The sequence below is a fragment of the Spirosoma agri genome, from assembly GCF_010747415.1.
GTDB lineage: Bacteria > Bacteroidota > Bacteroidia > Cytophagales > Spirosomataceae > Spirosoma > Spirosoma agri.
Map to the genome: position 1 here is coordinate 396,166 of NZ_JAAGNZ010000003.1, position 19,684 is coordinate 415,849.

General features: G+C 52.6%; 11 protein-coding genes and 1 pseudogene. 10 read left to right on the forward strand and 2 right to left on the reverse strand.

Going from position 1 to position 19,684, the window contains the following annotated elements:
• Positions 1 to 10 precede the first annotated feature (10 nt).
• From GK091_RS25570 to GK091_RS25585, 4 genes are all read left to right on the forward strand, one after another.
• Complete coding sequence (locus tag GK091_RS25570; protein ID WP_164043570.1) at positions 11 to 1,585, forward strand: insecticidal delta-endotoxin Cry8Ea1 family protein; 1,575 nt, start codon at positions 11 to 13, stop codon at positions 1,583 to 1,585.
• A gap of 272 nt (positions 1,586 to 1,857) precedes the next feature.
• Positions 1,858 to 8,193, forward strand: coding sequence for a putative Ig domain-containing protein (locus GK091_RS25575; protein WP_164043571.1), 6,336 nt, complete (start codon positions 1,858 to 1,860; stop codon positions 8,191 to 8,193).
• 198 nt (positions 8,194 to 8,391) lie between these two features.
• The gene (locus tag GK091_RS25580) at positions 8,392 to 10,044 is read left to right on the forward strand and encodes an insecticidal delta-endotoxin Cry8Ea1 family protein (RefSeq protein ID WP_164043572.1); all 1,653 of its coding nucleotides are present in this window, start codon (positions 8,392 to 8,394) and stop codon (positions 10,042 to 10,044) included.
• A 350-nt stretch (positions 10,045 to 10,394) separates the two neighbouring features.
• Positions 10,395 to 11,591: an MFS transporter gene (locus GK091_RS25585; protein ID WP_212593007.1), complete on the forward strand. Its 1,197-nt coding sequence runs from the start codon at positions 10,395 to 10,397 to the stop codon at positions 11,589 to 11,591.
• 308 nt (positions 11,592 to 11,899) lie between these two features.
• Here GK091_RS25585 and GK091_RS30145 read toward each other — a convergent pair.
• A pseudogene (locus tag GK091_RS30145) lies at positions 11,900 to 12,017 on the reverse strand (transposase); the annotation flags it as partial.
• 412 nt (positions 12,018 to 12,429) lie between these two features.
• Here GK091_RS30145 and GK091_RS25590 point away from each other — a divergent pair.
• The 6 genes from GK091_RS25590 (at position 12,430) to GK091_RS25615 (ending at position 17,406) form a co-directional block, all read left to right on the forward strand.
• On the forward strand, positions 12,430 to 12,981 hold the full coding sequence (locus GK091_RS25590) for a sensor histidine kinase (RefSeq protein WP_164043573.1): 552 nt from the start codon (positions 12,430 to 12,432) through the stop codon (positions 12,979 to 12,981).
• A gap of 95 nt (positions 12,982 to 13,076) precedes the next feature.
• Positions 13,077 to 13,982, forward strand: coding sequence for a hypothetical protein (locus tag GK091_RS25595; protein WP_164043574.1), 906 nt, complete (start codon positions 13,077 to 13,079; stop codon positions 13,980 to 13,982).
• A 201-nt stretch (positions 13,983 to 14,183) separates the two neighbouring features.
• Positions 14,184 to 15,164, forward strand: coding sequence for a mechanosensitive ion channel family protein (locus GK091_RS25600; RefSeq protein ID WP_164043575.1), 981 nt, complete (start codon positions 14,184 to 14,186; stop codon positions 15,162 to 15,164).
• 450 nt (positions 15,165 to 15,614) lie between these two features.
• The gene (locus GK091_RS25605) at positions 15,615 to 16,658 is read left to right on the forward strand and encodes an AI-2E family transporter (RefSeq protein WP_164043576.1); all 1,044 of its coding nucleotides are present in this window, start codon (positions 15,615 to 15,617) and stop codon (positions 16,656 to 16,658) included.
• Between the two features lie 43 nt (positions 16,659 to 16,701).
• Positions 16,702 to 17,103 (forward strand): hypothetical protein, encoded by a 402-nt coding sequence (locus GK091_RS25610; protein WP_164043577.1) that lies wholly within the window; start codon positions 16,702 to 16,704, stop codon positions 17,101 to 17,103.
• A gap of 39 nt (positions 17,104 to 17,142) precedes the next feature.
• Positions 17,143 to 17,406: a hypothetical protein gene (locus GK091_RS25615; protein ID WP_164043578.1), complete on the forward strand. Its 264-nt coding sequence runs from the start codon at positions 17,143 to 17,145 to the stop codon at positions 17,404 to 17,406.
• A gap of 475 nt (positions 17,407 to 17,881) precedes the next feature.
• On the opposite strand, the gene GK091_RS25620 is transcribed toward GK091_RS25615, so the two are convergent.
• Entirely contained in the window at positions 17,882 to 19,204 is a 1,323-nt protein-coding gene (locus GK091_RS25620) for a DUF4932 domain-containing protein (RefSeq protein ID WP_164043579.1), read from the reverse strand.
• Positions 19,205 to 19,684: the final 480 nt, after the last annotated feature.

Below are 19,684 nucleotides of genomic sequence, written 5' to 3' on the forward strand. Positions count from 1 at the left end.
CCAAAACGTTATGCTTTTACCGAAAAATTTGACCAATCGCCGAAAATTTCTGGAACGCACGGCCCTGGGTGCCGGCAGTATGCTTTTTCTGCCAGAGCTACTAACCAGCTGCAATGACCACCGAATTCCCGATCCTGGTACGTCTGCCGGTATTCCGCCGTTGGTCGGTGATAATTCTTTTGATTATAACGGCGAGGCAAAAACTGTCATCGTCACTGGGCTTAGATTTATACCTGAAGTAGGTGGTATCCTCAGCGCTTTGGTCAGCATCTTTTGGCCTGGCACGGACGTTTGGTCCAAAGTGAAGAACCAGGTGGAAGCTTTGGTGGACCAAAAAATCGATGATGCTGTGATCTCGCTAGTACAGGCCAAACTGACTAGCCTGAAGACTATCTTAGATAATTATACGCAAGAAATTAAGGACGGTGCTACAGGCGAGAAAATGTATAGTAATTGGGGTAGAGCACAAGATTTCTTAAGTGGTAGTGTTGGGCCTTTTTCAGCATCTGGATTTGAGGTTGTCCTACTGCCCTTTTACGCACAGCTTGCCAACATGCACCTGTCTGTACAACGCGATGTGGTCATAGCCGGAAAAAGTTGGGGTAGAAGCGAAACTGAGCGCGCAACAGACATTAAGAACTTGCAAACGTATATCAATGATCACCTATCATACGTCCAAACCACTTACGCGGCTCAAGTAGCAGAGTTAACCGTAAATACACGACCCAACACCATCAGACTGATCGAGCCTTTTACGACAGTTAATAGATATACTCGAGAGACAACGCTTACGGTGCTTGATTATGCAAAATTTTGGCCTTATTACGATGTTACCAAGTATCCAAATGGCGCTAAAGTATCGTTACCACGCGAACTGTACTCGGATCCAGTGGGCTCTGAAGGAAAATATAGCGGTTTTATCAATTTGCCCACACCACCGACTCAGGGCCCTACGGAGTTAACTGTATGGGGGTCTACGGATGGAGTTGATGCGGTTCAATTAACTTATCCGTCCGGAAGTGGCCCCGATGGTGTTACGACAACGCCCCGCAGGGGTCGTCAGGACGGTGGCGGTCATGGTAGTTCAGGAACCACAGATCAACCATATGGCTTGATATTACGCATAGCAACTGACAACCCGTTAGTTCGAGCACGTATGTCAACTAACTTCGTTTCTAATAGTCCGAAATGGTACGGTGTATATACAATGCAATTTGGACTTCATGACGGCACCATTATAAATAAGGTCGGTGCAGACGATACAAGCCTGCAGGCAGATTGGGTAGAAATTAATGACCATTTCATATCAAGCATATACATTAATGGATCATTAGAGGATGATCAAGGTATACCTTCTATCGCAGATTGTGTCGTTATAGGTTTTAAATATTTGACCGGAGGGCCGTCAGTAACCTCACGTACCCTTGAACGCCTTTACGTAACAAATCCGCGAGAACTATCCGGGACTGATCTTGCTCAGGTTTCCCCCACATTTGGGGCTACGGCTGTTCTGATCACCGATAACCTAAAAGCGGCTCGCCAGGCATACTGGGCAGCCATTGCGCAAGCTAACGAGCCCAGATAGCGTCTCGCCAAACGGCCGGACGCCGGGGCCTGTAGTGATATACTGGAATGGCGGATAAGCCTCCCGGCATCAGATGCTCAAAGTAGACTAACTATCGGGCTTCCCAACTAAGGTTCCTATTTAGCCATGAGCTCTTAGTTGGGAGGCCCTTTATGGACCTGGTAGCTTGTGAAGGACTAAAATTGGGCAATCTGGATTAGGGGACTTAGCCGACTCTGGCGAGCTTTTTATGGTATGCCCTCAATCAACTAAATATTCAGTTTCTACAAGCCATGCACTTATTTTTACATAGATTCTCCTTGAGGGCGACTTCCCATTTGGGTAGGTGGATCGTTTACTTTCTGGGCCTGACCCGCCAGCCCGGCCCGCTCTGGGCGTGGCTACTGGTAACGATGGTGTGGGTTGGCCTAGGCCTCCCAAGTGCCCAGGCTCAGAATGCAACCATTCGCTACGTGAGCCCTCAGGGAGCGGGTAGCCAGACCGGTGCCAATTGGGCTAATGCCCTGCCAGGCACCAGTCTTCAGGCTGCTATCAACGCTAGCCGCTCGGGCGACCAGGTCTGGGTGGCGGGCGGGATGTATAAGCCGGGCCGCCCGGCCAACACTGACCGCGCGGTGAGTTTCGCAATGAAAGAGGGTGTCGCGATCTACGGCGGCTTTGTGGGTACCGAGACTAGCCTAGACCAGCGCCCGACCAGCAACACTGTGAGCGGTTCGGGCGGGGCAACGCAGCCGGTCAGCAGCACGCTTAGTGGCGACATTGGCCGGATGGGCGACAGGACCGACAACAGCTTTCACGTCATCTACAACCCGGTCAGTCTGAGCCTGACCAGCACGGCCATCCTCGACGGCTTTGTCATCACCGGCGGCAATGCTGACGGTCTAGGAAATGCTGAAAGCTTATACGGGGGGGGCATCTATAACAAAGGTAGTGGGCTGGATCAGGTCTGTAGTCCCCATATCCGCAACTGTGCTTTTGTAGCCAATTCAGCTAACTTCGGCGGGGCAATATACAACGATGGTCATAATAGTGGCATTAGCAGCCCCCGGCTGATCAACTGCGCTTTTGTGACTAATACCGCAGGGGAGGTCTACGGTGGAGCAATATACAATGATGGCCGTCGTGGCACCAGTAACCCCACTCTGGTCAATTGCTCTTTTGTGGCCAATACGGCTGACAGGGGTGGGGCACTATTCAACGATGGTCGTGACGGAGGCACTAATAAGCCAGCGCTGATCAACTGCGTGCTGTTTGGTAATGGCGGGGCCAACACGATATTTAGCACCGATGGGGCTTCTGTGACGGCCCGCTACAGTCTGTTTGACAACACCGTGACGGGCTATAATGATGGGGGCAACAACCGCACGACCACCACCTCGCCCTTTACTAGTCTCACCAGCGTGGCACTCAATGCCTGCGGGCCAGCCATCGACGCAGGCAGCAATCAAGCCTACACGGAGGCTGGTGGGCCCCCGACCGATCTGGTGGGCAACCCCCGCATCTATCCCACCGGGGGGCGTATTGACATGGGTGCCGTCGAATTTCGGGGAAGCCAGTTATACGTTTCGGCCAGTCAGACGGCCACAGCGGGCGACGGGCGGAGTTGGGCCACGGCCTTCGCTGACCTGCAAAGCGCGCTGAGTTCCTCTTCCACCTGCGGCACCGAGATCTGGGTGGCAAGGGGATTATACAAACCCACCGCTGGCAGAGACACTACCAAAAGCTTTACCATGCAGCAGGGCGTAGCCATCTATGGTGGTTTTGTGGGTACGGAAACGAGCCTGGACCAGCGCCCCACCATTGCCCCCGTGGCGGGTACGCCATCCAGCAGCACGCTTAGTGGCGATATTGGCCGGGTAGGCGACAAGACCGACAACAGCTTTCACGTCATCTACAACCCGGCCAGTCTGAGCCTGACCAGCACGGCCATCCTCGACGGCTTTGTCATCACCGGCGGCAACGCCAGACGTAATGGTTCTTCTGACAACTCTGGAGGGGGCATCTATAACAACGGCAGTGGATCCGTTTGTAGTCCTCAGATACGCCACTGCACCTTCGTAACCAACTCGGCTGTTGGTATCGGCGGGGCAATGGTCAACGATGGTCGTGCTGGGGGTAATAGTAGTCCGAGTCTAACCAACTGCGCCTTCGTAGCCGACACATCGGCTTACGACGGTGGGGCAATCTACAACACGGGGCAAAACGGTGTAAGCAGCCCTACGCTGATCAACTGCGGTTTTGTGGCCAATGCAGCCGCTAACTCTGGCGGGGCAATGGTCAACGAGGGTACCAATGGGACCAGCAACCCCCGCCTGGTTAACTGCACCTTTCTGGCTAACCGGGCTGTTAATTCCGGAGCCGCTATGTATAACACGGGTTATCAGGGTACCAGCACTCCCCACCTGACCAACTGTGTGCTGTTTGACAATGACGGAACCAACACGCTGTTCAGCAGTAACAGTGCTACCGTGTCGGCCAGCTACAGTCTGTTTGACAACACCGTGACGGGCTATAGTGACGGGGGCAACAACCGCACGACCATCACCTCGCCCTTTACCAACCTTACCAGCATAGTACTCAACGCCTGCGGTGCGGCCATCGACGCGGGTAGTAATCAAGCCTATACAGACGCTGGTGGGCCCCCGACCGATTTGCTGGGTAACCCCCGTATCTATCCCACCGGGGGGCGCATTGATATGGGCGCCGTCGAGGCTCAGGAGACCTCCCAACCCATCACCTTCAGCCAGCAGCCCCCGTCGGCTTCGGCGGTGTGCGTGGGCGGCCGGGTGGAAATACCGGTACGTGTGACGGGTGGCCTACCAGCGTACCAGTGGTACAAAGACGGCCAGCCCGTTAGTGGGCAGACATCGGCCACGCTCAGCCTGGCCAATGTGCAGACTACGGATGCGGGCCGTTACTCGGTCGAAGTGACGGCGAGCTGCAACTCGCTTACCAGCACGGCTTTTAGCCTGACCGTCAACGCACCACCCCCGGCCACCCTGTCGGCCAGTCCATCCAGTACGCTGAGTTGCGCGCAGCCCAGCGTAACGCTGACGGCCAGCCCGAGCGGGCAAACGTACCAGTTCAGCGCGGGAGCCACTCCGATTGGTTCATCCAATCAGGCAACGGTCAACAGCCCAGGTCTGTACTTCGTGACCGTGATTTTGGGCAATGGCTGTTCGGGGGTAGCCAGCGTCTCGGTCGGCCAGGATACGTCCGTACCCACCATCGGCATCACGGCTACGCCCAGCCTGACCATCACCCAGGGCCAGTCGACCACCCTAACGGCCAGTGGGGCCAACTCTTACGTCTGGAGCACCGGTTCGACGGCTAATCCCATCGTCGTTAGCACCGAGGGTCCCTACTCGGTGACCGGCACAACAGCCAACGGCTGCACGGCCACGGCTTCACTCACCCTGACGGGGTCGGCGCTACCCATTACTATCACCGGATTATCGGCTAGTCCTAACCCCGTGGTGGCTGGCCAGCCAATCACGTTCACTTCTACGGTGGCCAACGTTGTCCGGGGCTACTACTACACGCTCACCAACGGCCGGGGTAGCACCCGTACGGGCACGGCTGACGCCAGTCCGCTTAGCCAAACCCTCACCGCCCAAAACGCGGGAACCCAGACCTACACACTAACGGTGACCTCGTTCGATGAGCCAACGGCGAGTAGTGCCACGGTTGACGTTACTGTCAGCTCCGGTCCGGCCGTAGCCGACGGGCCCGCCTGTACCAACTTTGTTAACCGCCCCCTACTAACTGCCAACCCGGTGACGGGGGTATACGCGCTGGGCAGTACCATTTATGCCGCCACTAACGGGGGACTGGCCATTTCTACCGATGGGGGGAATTCATTTCCAGTCGTCCGCACCACCGCCAGCGGCCTGGGGGCAAACCAGGTCAATGCGGTCTATGCGCAGGGCAGCACTGTCTATGCCGCCACCAATAACGGGTTGAGCGTCTCTACTGATGGAGCCCAAAGCTTTACAAACTACACCACCGGATTGGGTAACAACCAGGTGCGGGCTGTTTATGTGGCGAGCAATACCATTTACGTAGCTACCCCGGGGGGACTGGCGGTCTCAATCAATGACGGACAGTCGTTTACCAACCGAACCAACACCAACGGCTTGGGCGACAACCAGGTCAATGGCGTATACGTAGTAGACAATATTGTCTATGCGGCCACCAACAACGGGCTGAGTATTTCCACCAACGGGGGCAGTTCGTTTGCCGTCAACCGGACAACGGCCTCACCCAGCGGGATTGCCAGCAATGTCGTACTGGGGGTCTACGCCCAGGGCAGCACCGTCTACGTGGACACCGATAACGGGCTGAGTATATCCACCGACGGGGGCCAAACGTTTACGAACCGCACCACGGACAACGGGCTGGGCAGCAACAATGTGCATGCGGTTTACGCCGTGGGTCGGACCGTCTATGCGGCCACCAACAATGGGCTGAGCATTTCCACCGATGGGGGGCAAAGCTTTACCAATTACACCCCCGCCAACACGGCCAATGGGCTGGGTAGTAACGTTGTCTACGGGGTACATGTGGCGGGTGATCGAATTTACGCGGCTACCCAGGGCGGGGTATCATTCTGTCCTGAACCGGTAGTTCCCCCTACCATAACGGCCCTGATCGCTAGTCCCAATCCGGTACAGGCGGGTCAGCCGGTTCTGTTCACCGCTACAGTGGGTGAGGTGACGGGTAGTTATGCGTATACCCTGGCCAACGGGATCGATACGCCTTTGAGTGGAACAGCCAGCAGCGTGGCCTTCAGCCAACGCTTAACAGCTAACGGCTCAGGCCTTCAGAGTTATTCCTTGACGGTGACCGCCGAGAATGGTACCGCCACGGCCACGACTTCCCTATCCGTGCTAGCTCCCAGCAGCGGGCTCACTATCACCGGGCTGCGCACTAACCGAAACCAGGTACCGGCTGGCCAGTCGGTCGAGTTTACGGCCACGCTGACGGGGCTGATCGACAGCGACATCTACAGCTACACGCTTACCAACGGCCTGGAGGATAGACCCCTGACGGGTGACTTTCACGGACCTGACTTCATAGAGAGCGTGACCGCCCAGGGTTCTGGACCACAGACCTACACCCTGACAGTGACCAGTCAAAAGGGTAATGCTTCGGCCACCACGTCAATCGTTGTTATCCCGGAGAACGTGACCCTGATCCGCTTTGCCATTCTGGGCGTGACGCCGGGTGGCTGTGAGACCATCAGCGGAGGTGAGCGCCGGGTACGCTTTACGCCCCAATACGTGGGGACCAATGGCGAGCCTATTAGCTTCTCCGTGGTCAACGAGCTGGCCCCTACTACAGCGCCTGGTCCCTACAGCTTACGACTCTACACCGATAACCCCATCATTACCCTGGTAGCTAGTCAGGGGGGCCGGGGTGAGGTCCGCTTTGTCTACAACTGGCTGGCCGCCTGCCAGGGTGCACCCACTCCGCCCCAGGCCCCCGTCAGTGCCGGCATCCCCAGCCAGACATTGCGCCAGGGCCAGACCTACCAGCTGGTGCTAACCGACTACGTCACCGACCCCGATGGTCAGACGCCCCAGTTTACGGTCCAGGGCTTGCCCGCCGGGTTAAGTCTCAACGAGAGCTTAATCAGTGGTACGCCCTCAAACACAGGCACCTACCCGGTGAGCCTCACAGCCACCGATCCGGGCGGACTATCCATCGTTGTAGGCTTTACCCTAACGGTGGTCTCTCCATCGGGTACTACCCCCACCTTCAGCATTGATGGGGTGTCGCCGGTAAGCTGCGTGCTGGTGGATTCGGTCAAGCAGGGCTACCGGGTCAGCTTTACTCCCCAGTACGGGGGCCTGACGGGGCAACCGATCAGCTTCTCGGTGGTCAATGAGTTGTCACCCACCACCACGGCGGGACCTTATACGCTACGGCTATACGCCGACAACCCCGTTATCATGCTGAAGGCTACCCAGGCCGGCAGTCCGGGCGAGGCTAGTTTCAGTTACAACTGGCGAGCGGCCTGCGGAGTAGAACCGCCCAATCCGGGCTCATTCGGTATCATCGGGGCAACCACAGTCAGCTGTGAATCCGTCGGTAGCGGTCAGCGCAAACTTACCTTCAGCCCCCAGTATGCGGGCCGGGACGGTTCACCGATCAGCTTTTCGGTGGTCAATGAGCTGATGGCGACCCCGAGTCCGGGGCCGTACAGCCTGAACCTCTACACGGACAATCCCACCATCACCCTCAGCGCTCAGCAGGGGGCGACGGTGGCTACCTACCGCTACAACTGGCTGGCGGCTTGCCCGGCGCAGCCCGGTGGGCGGCTCGGAACGGGAGACGACTATGCATCGGGACTCCACGTCAGGGTACTAGGCAACCCCATCGGCGGGAATGAACTGGTGACTGAAGTTACCGGAGCGGAAGGCCTACCCTTGCAGTATGAATTGATCGACTCGCGGGGTCGAGTCTTACAACGGCATCAGGTTGATCAGGCGGGCCGGGTGGAGCGACAGCACCTGCCAATTGGCAACCAACCGGCGGGTCTGTTACTGCTGCGGGTGAGTGCCCCGACGCAGAGCCAGACGATTAAATTGGTTAAAGAAAACTAAGTATGTAGAAAAAGATTGTAACAACCTTTTTGCCAGTCAACTACTGACGAGCGACCGACAGATTGATTTTACCACTGGTGGCCGCTCGTCAGTAAGTTTCCAAGGCTAAGGCTGCCACTTTTTTACACAAGCCATAGGCACCCTTTGTGGGTAGCTATACGGAACCAACTCGATTTAACAATTCAAGCCCAAAACGTTATGTTTTCACCGAAAAGTCTGACTAACCGCCGACAATTTCTGGAACGCACGGCCCTAGGTGCCGGCAGTGTACTTTTTCTACCCGGGCTATTAGCCAGCTGCACCGACCACCGAATTCCCGATCCGGGTGTACCTGCCGTCGTTCCGCCTGTTGTCGGATCCGACGCAATCGACTGGAATGATGACGCGAAAGCAGTCGTCGTCGCCGGGCTTGGCCTAATACCCGGAGCCGGTAGCATCCTTTCCGGTTTGATTGCTATCTTTTGGCCCGGCACTGACGTCTGGTCTCAAGTGAAAGATCGGGTAGAAGCATTCGTAAACCAAAAAATCGCTGATCTGGTCTACCAGCAGGCACAGGATGATCTGAAGGGCCTACATAACTTGCTGACCCGTTATCTGAACGAACTCAAACACTATAATGATTCTGTCACGGCCTACCAGAAGGATTCAACCAAACCCGTACCAGATCCAACTGACCTTAGAACGCAATGGTTGAGAACGATAGATTTGTTTACTGTGGCAATTCCCCATTTTCAGTCGACAGGCTATGAAGTAGTCTTACTGGGCCTGTTTGCGCAGCTTGCCAACATGTACCTGGCTTTATTACGCGAGGGGGTAGTCAATGGGAAAAGCTGGGGAAGGAGCGATGGTGATCACCAACAGGATATCACAGACCTAAAAAAATGTATCAGCGATTTTCTCAACTACACCCTGACCACGTATACGAACCACTTAAGCACGCTGGCTCAAACTATCCCCAAAGACCAGCCCAACGAGCCTTTTGCAACACTCAATCGGTTTAACCGCGAGATAACGCTGACGGCACTCGACTACATGAATATCTGGCCTTACTATGACGTCACAAAATTCCCTAAAGGAGGGAAGGTATCATTGCTTCGCGAACTGTACTCGGACCCGTTGGGTGATAACACGAACAGCGGACCCATCAATTTAGTGTTTCCTTCGCCAACACAGAGTCCTATACAACTAACCATCTGGGGAACCCCTGGTCTACAGAATTATCCACAGGCGAGTAGGATTAATGCGATTCAGTTAACCTATCCGGCTGGAAGCGGACCCGGCGGTGTTACGACGACACCCCGAATGGGTTTCCAGGGAAATATGGATGGTTTCGGACACGAGGTTACGTCTAATGCCCCTAATGGTGGGCGACTCGACATAGCACCCAATAACCCGATAGTCAGTGCCACTACCTCATACTACGAAGCCAAACAATTATATGGCGGAGGCCAGTACTATATACAATCGATGCAGTTTGTATTTCGTGACAGATCATTTTCACCCGTGATAGGTGGCGTTACTAACAACGAAAACGACCCGCATCGCAAATGGCAAACGGTGTTTCTTACTGACCATTTCATTTCGAGAATACACGTCAACGGGGCGGGTGACAAACAGTACGGGGCAGACTGTGTTGTTTATGGCTTGAAATACCTGACCGGAGGGCCGTCAGTAAGCGCACGTGCGCTCGGGATTCTCTACGTAACAAGCCCGCAGGAACTGTCAGGGGCTGATCTTGCCCAGGCTTCCTCGGCATATAGCCTCTCGGATGCGCTGATTACCGACAACCTGAAAGCGGCTCGCCAGGCATACTGGGTCGCTATTGAAGCGCGCGCTGCAGCACTCAAATAGAGTCACTTTAGCTAGCCTAATGCCGGGGCGCTACGGAATGCAGTGTTAGTGTAGCTGGTAAGCAGCTCCCTCTGCACGCGAGAGGAAAGTTGATAAACGATGGGTCAATGGCCCTCAAAGCAACGGAAAACCCGGACGTAACTTCTCCGCTCTCGTCGCTGGCCTGTAGTAATCTGTACTGCTCTGTTTTAGGGAGAGTCTGCCTTTTGTCAGAATCTCCCTAAAATGAGGATACCCGAATCGGTTAAGGGCTCAGGTGATCCCGTAGGCAGGGGTTACGGATGGCCACCCGGCGAGCTATTCAAACCTGAATAACTCCCTTTAACGACATTTCTATAATCACTCCGCGAATGGATATTCCCCTTGAGGAGCCGGTGTTGACCCGCTCGCTTCACCCATCGCTGGTTTGGCTAATGGCCATCACCTGCGGATTGACGGCGGCCAACCTGTACTACAATCAACCCTTGCTGGTCACCATCGGCCGGAGCTTTCAGGTCTCCGACCACTGGGCCAGCCTACTGGCCACGGCTCCCCAAGTAGGATATACGCTGGGCATGCTCCTGCTGGTGCCCCTGGGCGATCGGCTGGAGCGCAAACGACTGATCGTGGGGTTGTCACTGGGAGCGGTGGCCTGCCTGATCCTGTCGGCCACGGCCCCTAGTTATGGCGTACTGCTGGGTGTAAGCGTGTTGCTGGGCGGATGTTCGGCGGTACCGCAGTTAGTGTTGCCGATGGCGGTCCAGCTCACCCATCCCGCCGAACGGGGCCGCATCATTGGCCGGATCATGAGCGGATTGCTGCTGGGTATTCTTCTGTCCCGAACAGTGAGTGGTTACCTGGGTGCTCAGCTGGGCTGGCGTACGGTATACGCCGGAGCCGCCGGTGTCGGGCTGGTGCTGACCGGTCTGCTGAGCTGGAAACTGCCGACTAATCCGCCCGCCTTCCTGGGCAGTTATGCCGCGCTGATGCGCTCGCTGGCCGTCCTCGTTCGGGAGCTGCCCCTCCTTCGCCGTTCGGCCCTGGTGGGGGGAAGCATTTTCGGGGCCTTCAGCGTTTTCTGGACCACATTGGTGTTCTACCTGGAGAGCCCGGCTTACCAGTACGGTAGTGCCGTAGCCGGTTCGTTTGGCTTGGTGGGGGCGTTAGGGGCACTAGTGGCCCCCCTGGCGGGTACCTGGGTAGACAAATACGGGTCCGATAAGGTGATTACCTTCGGCATCGGTTTGACGCTGCTCGCCTATCTGGTACTGGGTTGCGCCGGGTCTTTGCTGGCTGGCCTGATCGTGGGGGTTATCCTGCTCGACAGTGGGGTACAAGCCGCCCATGTAGCCAATCAAACACTCATTTTTTCACTGCGTCCTGAAGCACGCAGCCGGCTCAATACGGTATACATGACGGGCTATTTTGCCGGGGGCTCGGTGGGCTCAGTTTTGGGCGGTCTGGCCTGGACGCATGGTGGCTGGACCGGTGTGTGTGCCGTTGGCGCATCCTGTCTGATACTGGCACTGGTCCTGCACCGGTCCCTGGGCAACCAGACCAGGATTTAGTGATTTTGGTGACCGTCGGTATACGATTTGCCAGCAGCAGGATGGCCGGCGTACTAACGGTGTTATCGGGCTGAGGTGCCAATGGAATAGCTGGTTGATGGTCGCCGACGGCTCTACCGCACCGATCTTACGAGTTTACCACTAGTTCATTCTGCGCATGATTCCGGCTATACAACAATAAGCACTTGTGTCATTTTCTCACTCCCAAATGGGCCACCCTGCTAGTGGGAAACCTTTCACCAACGACGAAGCCTGTATATCACAGGTCCTCGGCCCCGTGCTGTTTTGTCTGCCCGACGGTGAGGTAAGCTAATGCCCATTTTGCGACATACTTCGGCTACGGCTACTCCAGTCTCAGATTGTTTGAGAGCAAAGACGATGGCTCGGGCCACCCCGTTGCGCTTCGGTGAACTTCGTTTTCTTTATGACGATTTGTTTGATTTAAGTTAATCCAAATCGCCCGGTTTTCTCTAGTTTATATTGGAACACTTTTCTGGGGGACGTCACTATCTCCATCTTTTCGACCAGTTTCTGTTTTTTCGCCAGCGTTGTCATACTCCTCCTGTTTTTTACAAAAAAACACAGTTTCCGGTAGTTCTCCACGTCGGTGGTCGGGCCGCTGTGTTGCCGCGTAAATGCTGCTACGTTTGCGCTTTCCAGAATGTTTGGCCCGAAACTTCATTCTAACTAAATTCTAAGGTTTTATTAAGTTCTGTCTAAGTCGACCGGTGTTAGTTAAGTAACAAGCAGGCCGTAACAGGCTGTCTATTCTCAACGGCAGGTAACAGCGCGCGGTTGATCTAGTGCGGGCCGAATTGGTACTATAACGATTACAACTATGACTACCGAACAACACAAAGAATACGAAACAACCCTTCCAAAGCCCAGTTCCAGACTGGTGCTTGTCCTTTATGGCGTACTCGCTCTATTCGTACTAGGCACAGGGTATTTACTGTATAAGAATACCCAATTGACCAAAGAATATACCCAGGGGCGCGAAACCCTGCGCAGTGCTATCCAGACAAATCAACGATCTATTGACCGCCAGCAACTGACGTTCGGCATGAAAACGTTTGTCTGGGCGGTACGTAACGCCCTGTTGCAGAATAAGCCGGGCGAAGTCAACGAATACTTTAACACGCTGGTTAAAGACAAAGGTGTTCAGGAAGTCCTGCTGGTTGACCCTGCTGGGAAAGTAATAATCTCAACCAATAAGAAAAACCAGGGAATTGGTTTCGCCAGCCGTTTTCCAACCTATTTGCTTCAGCAACAGGACGTTTATTTTAACGAAAAAAAACCGTATGAGCTGTCGGCGCCCGTTACCGGTCCTAACAAACGTTTAGGAACCCTGGTTATGTTCTACAAACCCACACCAATTCTTGCGGACTAATCACTAAGGTTTCCTCTACCTACGTGCTCATTGATATACGCTTCCCATCCAAATTGTAAACGGCTCTTCTAACCTATTTTTTACTGACCAGCCTTATGGAAACAGAAGCGCATTCATCCAAAACGAATAAGGCCCTCCTGCTACTTGGTCTGCTTCTACTAGCCGTTGGTGGCGTTTATTATTGGAGTCAGTCGCGCCAGCCCGAGGGTACCGGCGATCATACTAAACGGCTGGCTGACTCGTCGCAAACGGACAAAACGCAGGGAAACGATCAATTAGATGAACTACGTAGTCAACTTGAGATTGCCAAGCAGGAAAACGCTTCGTTAAATGATCAACTCAATGGGTTGAATGAATTATTAGCACGAACTTATGATCGGCTTGGCACTTTAGAAGGCACCCGCATTGATCGAATGTTTCCAGCCATACCGAAAAACATTGAGGTTGACCCAGGACAACTCCGCGACAGTTTATCGAACCAACTGGCCCTCATGCGTGGAAAAGCTGATCAGTTGAGTACCGTCGATCAACAGAATAGAGAATTGCAGCAGGCTCTCAACCAACGGGACGCTAAACTGAAAACGATGGTATCTACCTCAGCGGTTACGGGGGATGCCTTCCAGGTAAGTCTCCTGAAATCAAACCAAAAAGTAACAGCGAAAGCCAAAAAAGTAGACGCACTGAATCTTTCGTTCACGGTGCCGGCCGAACGACGTCTGGAGGGAACGAAAGACGTTTACTTAAGTCTGGTCCATGAGTCGGGCCGATCACCGGCGAGGCCGTTGCCATCCGTCACTATCACGCTGCCCTCCGGCAACATAATGATACCCGTCGATGCTAGACAAACCGTTACGTTCAACGGAACGAAACAGCAAATAAATTTTAGGTTTCATCCAGCGGTGAAACTTGAGCCGGGCACCTACCGGGCGTCCGTGTATATAAACGATGCCTATCTGGGATCAGTAACGGTTCAGTTACGGGACAGTTTCTGGTTTTTTTAGGAAAACATTAACGAGAGGTAGTATGGATACCACTACAGTTGTTCTGCCCGCCAGACTTTAGACTATTTTGATAGAATTAGATTAGCTAAGTACTCATGTATAAATTCATTAGGTTCCTTCGTCAGCAGGAAAAAAAACCTTAATGAATTTTAGCTGATCTACTTTCCAACCAATGGAATACTTTTTTTTAAACACGACGTTATGCTTTTACTCTGGAGTTTTTTCCAGCCGCCCCGGGTCAATGAACCACCTTTTACCATCAATGACGGTCTGATCTTATTCTGGAACACTGTTCGCGACTTTATGAAGGGAATCATTGAACGACTCCCCTATCTTATCGTCGGCGCGGTGGTCTTTCTGCTGTTCTGGCTGCTGGCAAAAGCCGTTCAGAAAGTGATTAACAAAGTAGCCGTTCAGAGCCACTCCATAGATGAAACGCTGGCCAGCCTGGTAAGCCGCATCGTCAGTACGCTTATTACCATCATTGGCTTTCTGGCTACCTGCGTGGTTGTCTTTCCGTCGTTCAAGCCCGGCGATATCATTGCGGGGCTGGGTATTACGTCGGTGGCCATCGGGTTTGCCTTCAAAGATATTCTCCAGAATTTCTTTGCCGGTATCCTTATTCTGTGGCGTCGGCCCTTCAAAGTAGGCGACCAGATTCGGGTCAACAATTTTGAAGGCACCGTTGAGAATATCAATATGCGTTCCACCCGGCTCAAAACCTACGATGGCGAGCGGGCCATTCTGCCGAACGGTGACGTTTATACCAGTTCCGTGCTGGTCCGAACGGCTTATCATAAACGCCGGTTAAAATTTGTGGTAGGCATTGGCTATTCGGATTCCATTGAAGAAGCCCGCAGCGTCATTCACGACGTACTGAATGGCATCGAGGGCGTCCTGAAAGATCCGGCTCCCTGGGTATACGTAACCGAACTGGCGGGTTCATCGGTGAACCTGACGATTTTCTTCTGGGTCGAATCTCAACAGGCCAATGCCTTGAAAGTGAGCGATCAGGTGGTGACGGGTATCAAACTGGCCCTCGACAAAGCCAGTATCGACATGCCCTTTCCGCACACGGTGGTCTTGCTGGAAAAACAATCCAACGCCGATGGTCCGGCCATCTTATCACGTCCGGCGGCTAAAGCGAAAGCCGTTTCTTCTTTAAACGGTCAGAACATATGACTGATGTAACATCAACCCTACACGACGGAATATTCAAGGGATGGGAAAGCATCAGACGCGTCGTATTTGTGGGGATAATAGCCTACATTGACCTACTGTTTTTTCTGCGGATTTCAGGAAAACGGACCCTATCGAAAATGAATGCCCGCGTAGGTGGTCCGATTTGATCTGGTGATAACGGCGACACTTGATGGCACCTTTTCGACCAGTATTATCTCTCGCCAGACGGGCTTAACCGACAGATTAACGGCACTGGCGCTGCTGGTTGCTCTACAGTATAGCGTTGCCTGGCTATCCATCCGCTGACCCTGGTTTCAGTGCATGATCAAAAGTGAATCCACCCTGCTGTTTCACAACGGGAATTATCTCTGGCAGGCGATGCGCCAGCCCTCATAATGTTCAGCCGCTCGCTACAGATCGAAATCAGGTATAATACATAAACTTTTATCAATGGAACATAGATCTTCTTTTTCGCGCCGGGTGGCTACGGCGGCCTTCATTACGTTGCTGATAGCGGCCCTGTTCTGGCTGATTGGCTACGCAGCCAGCTTTTTCTTTCTGGTATTTGGCGGGATTACGTTCGCGGTAGTTATCAGTGCCATGGCGCATTTTATCCAGCACAAAACACCATTGTCATATGGGCCATCGGTGGCTATCGTCCTACTCCTGCTTGTCGGCCTGATCGGAGGTACCATCTGGGGGTTGGCACCAACCGTCAGCCAACAGGCCAATGACCTGGCCAAATCGATACCAAAATCGGTCGATCAATTAAAAATGACGTTACAGAAAACCGAGTGGGGAAAGAACTTGCTGGATGGCATTCCAGAAAACCCAAGCGATCTGCTCTCCTCAGGTGTACCAGGCAAAGGGGTTTTTTCGGAACTAACGGGTATTTTTTCGGGTACGCTGGGCGGCCTGGTCAACGTACTGATTGTGATCATCACAGGAATTTACCTGGCATTTAATCCCGGTAATTATCGAAGGGGGTTCGTACGGTTGTTCAACCCATCTTACCGGAATCGGCTGCTCGACGTAATGGATACCTGTTACTCGACGCTGAAGAACTGGTTTATCAGTCGGACTATTACCATGACGGTGGTGGGCGTAGTAACTGGAATCGGACTGGCGCTGCTGGGCGTTCCGTTCGCCATTGTCTTGGGTATTATTGCCGGGGTGTTGAACTTCATTCCAAACCTGGGTCCATATATTGCGCTGGCTCCGGCCCTGCTGGTTGCCTTACCGCAGGGCACCGAGTACCTAGTGTACGTTTTCGCCCTATACATGGGCGTGCAGTCGCTGGAAGGCTACGTATTGACACCCTTACTGGATAAAAAATTTGTATCGCTGCCCCCCGCGCTACTGTTATTCGGGCAGGTCCTAATGGGCATTCTGGTAGGTTTGGTCGGCGTCCTGTTTGCGTCCCCGCTGATTGCTGTTCTGATGATTATCGTGGAGGAATTATACGTCAAAGACCGGTTGGAACAGAAAACCTAACGCATTTTTAGTTAAACCAATCTCTAATAAAAAGCTCAACAAGATGAAAACGATTAAACACATCACCCTAAGTCTGGTTATCGCGATTGCCCTCAATGCCTGCACACCTAAAATGGCTTTTACATCCTCGTCCGTAGTTCCCGCAGCGAGTGGAACCATCAATGTAAAAAAAGACAAAAACGAGAATTACACCCTGAAAGTGAACGTACATAATCTGGCGGAATCTAAAAACCTGACACCATCGAAGGGCAGTTATTTGGTTTGGATGAAGCAGAATGACCGGTCGGTTAAGAAACTGGGGCAGTTAAACCCTTCCGGCAAAACCCTCACGGCATCCTTAAGCGCAACGGCGGTTGCCAAACCTCAGGAGGTTTTCATCACCGCTGAAGATAACGCTGAGATTCTGTATCCGGCGGGTCAAACGGTACTAACGACCGAAAAATAATAGAGTGACTACGTTAAATTTTTTAATTTATAAAACCCTATGGAAAGCAAAGACAGAGAAGACATCATCCGGGCCAAACAGGCCATTTCACCGAATGGACTGGAAAATCAGTCGGCCGAAGGACACAGTGACGTAGGCAGTGAACAACCCGCCAGCGATTTGCCTGACGAGAAACTGCCCAATGATGATTTGAACGAGAAATACACCGATGGCCCTGACAAGCCGGGCGAAAACGTTCGGATAATGAATCCCAACCGGAACCCGAACGATAAGCCGGACATCGACGAACCTGCCTACGATTGAATGTAACCCAGGTAATACGATAAACCAATAAGAATCAAAACGGTGGCTTACTATTCTGGATAAGCTGCCGTTTTGCAGTTTTGAGAATACTTCCAGTAATGTTACGTACTTGCATGCTACAGATCAGAGTTGACAGTTATTAGAACTGTTTACGAATAACTCTACCGCTCCCCTACTCAAAATCGTTCAATTAACTGCCCGCTATTCTAGTTTTCTGAACAGCCTAACTTGCGATAAACTAGCTAGCTATATTCAATTTGAAACTAAAGAAAATTAGTCCATGGAAACCTCGACTTCCCACTCGGGCCAAGGCAAGCTACAATTACTCGTACATGTTGCATAAACTCATTGCCACGATGAGAATAAGCAGTTGATTAGTGAGACGGCAATTTGAGACTGCTAATAATGTCCGGGTAGAACTTCTGGGAGGGAGACATGCTGTTGGGGAAAAACGGGCATTTAATGGAACAGCCTCCTACTTGACCTGCTTGGCCCAATCCAGTAGCGCAGGATATAAGTTGGCCATCGGCTCGCTCGGCTTGAGCAAGCTATAGAGTTCGCTCAATTTTTGCATAAACTCAGCGAACCGAATATAGTGGCGGTGTTCCACCATCAGTTTTATCCGCTGTTCCACTACATAGGCCGCAGTTTTTGTATCATACTGATCCTTGATATAGAGACAAAACAAGGCATGAGTCATGTATTCATTGAACACCGCCTGAGGACTACAGTAGTCCTCAGTATCCCCACCGGTTTGGGTCCACACTGACCGATTTACAAAGATAGAATCTACACTTTTTTTAAAGCGAGAAGTCGTTGGATTAACATAATTGTGGTCTATTTCCGTAAACACGACCCCCGACGCTAAGCCCTGTTGCTTAGGAAAAGTTAGGTCGCTCCGAGTCGTATAAGCGGTCGGACTGTTAATAAACATAACGGCTTCCCGATAAAGCTTGCCCTGAATATAACGCGCGTATTGCTGAGTACTGTGCGAACCACCGATCAGGGGCGAAAAGACAATCCGATAACAGCTGAACCGTTGCGGAAAACGAGCTTCCAGCCAAGTCCACATCTTGCGAACGGGCATCAACTTTCGCTCCTGCACGATCAATTGCTGATAAATGGGCCGTTGGCGTTGATAAAAGGCGCGGTAGCCTGATTTCTTGGCAAAATCTTCTATTTGCGGGGCTAACTGGCGAAAAAGGCTGTTGAAAGTCTCCCAATCCGGTCCGGTTACATAGTAGTGTGGCCCTGTCCACATCAGCTTGTCGTGTTCGAAATGATAGGCATAACTGTTTTCCCGAAAGTCGTAGTAGTTGGCGTAAGTATCAGCCAGTTGGTTGATACTTACGAACACAGGATGATTCAGAAAGGGTTTAAAATGGGTAATTACCTGTTGATAGTAAAGGCCTGACCTGGGTAAGCTCGCGTTTTGTTTACCGTGTTCCGATAGCAGCCAAAGGATATTAGCTAATTCATAGACTTCAGGAATGGCAAATTCATCCTGGTCGGTATGGCTGTGGACATAGCTATCCGAAAACTGACCAGGAACTCCGTTGAATCGCAGGCGATAGGTAGCCCTGCCAGTGGGTAATTCTAACGGAATATATATATGCTGATCAAAGGGACTATTAGTATAGTTGAATCGGACGCTATCTCGGCCCGTCAGGAGTATAGCATAAGCCCCCGGATAGCCGTCGTTACCTAAGTCAACGGTATCTCCCACCAGTGCAGTGAGTGGAAAGGGCCTGGTTGAACCGGAGGAAAGAACCGCAAATTGGGTGCTGTCGAGCTTCAAGCTTCGGGGGTAAGACTGTGTTTGAGGTTTCTGTGATGGAATCAACTGTCCGAATGCACATGAGGTAACAAAGACGAGAACAGCGACTAATGTTTTGATCACGACTATCTTACTAATCATACCTGTCCTGTATTTGATGACGCGAAGGTTACTATCTATTGAACCGTTTTGTCAGTCAAAATACAAAAGGGTGGCTGAACCAACGGTTCGTCAGATTTATAATTTAACGGCCGCTGCCCGGTCTTAAAATATCGCTCGCATAATATAAGTTCAAGACAGGTTTCAAATCATTCAATCCAGGTTACTACCTGGCAACCGATTCGCCCTAAAACCGGCCATAAGCGCATCCGATTAATTCGACCAACTCCTGGCCGAGAACCCCTACTATACCACTCGCTAGATACTCCCCTCCACGACACGGATTGTACTACCGAGCAAAGTAAAGTTAATCAGTAAAGCAGCGATTGAGCCACTTCCTAC

What these genes read in the sequence shown, in the direction of transcription:
- GK091_RS25600 (WP_164043575.1), top strand. Translation starts at nt 14,184, where the DNA reads ATGCTTTTACTCTGGAGTTTTTTCCAGCCGCCCCGGGTCAATGAACCA.
- GK091_RS25595 (WP_164043574.1), top strand. Translation starts at nt 13,077, where the DNA reads ATGGAAACAGAAGCGCATTCATCCAAAACGAATAAGGCCCTCCTGCTA.
- GK091_RS25575 (WP_164043571.1), top strand. Translation starts at nt 1,858, where the DNA reads ATGCACTTATTTTTACATAGATTCTCCTTGAGGGCGACTTCCCATTTG.
- GK091_RS25610 (WP_164043577.1), top strand. Translation starts at nt 16,702, where the DNA reads ATGAAAACGATTAAACACATCACCCTAAGTCTGGTTATCGCGATTGCC.
- GK091_RS25605 (WP_164043576.1), top strand. Translation starts at nt 15,615, where the DNA reads ATGGAACATAGATCTTCTTTTTCGCGCCGGGTGGCTACGGCGGCCTTC.
- GK091_RS25570 (WP_164043570.1), top strand. Translation starts at nt 11, where the DNA reads ATGCTTTTACCGAAAAATTTGACCAATCGCCGAAAATTTCTGGAACGC.
- GK091_RS25590 (WP_164043573.1), top strand. Translation starts at nt 12,430, where the DNA reads ATGACTACCGAACAACACAAAGAATACGAAACAACCCTTCCAAAGCCC.
- GK091_RS25585 (WP_212593007.1), top strand. Translation starts at nt 10,395, where the DNA reads ATGGATATTCCCCTTGAGGAGCCGGTGTTGACCCGCTCGCTTCACCCA.
- GK091_RS25615 (WP_164043578.1), top strand. Translation starts at nt 17,143, where the DNA reads ATGGAAAGCAAAGACAGAGAAGACATCATCCGGGCCAAACAGGCCATT.
- GK091_RS25580 (WP_164043572.1), top strand. Translation starts at nt 8,392, where the DNA reads ATGTTTTCACCGAAAAGTCTGACTAACCGCCGACAATTTCTGGAACGC.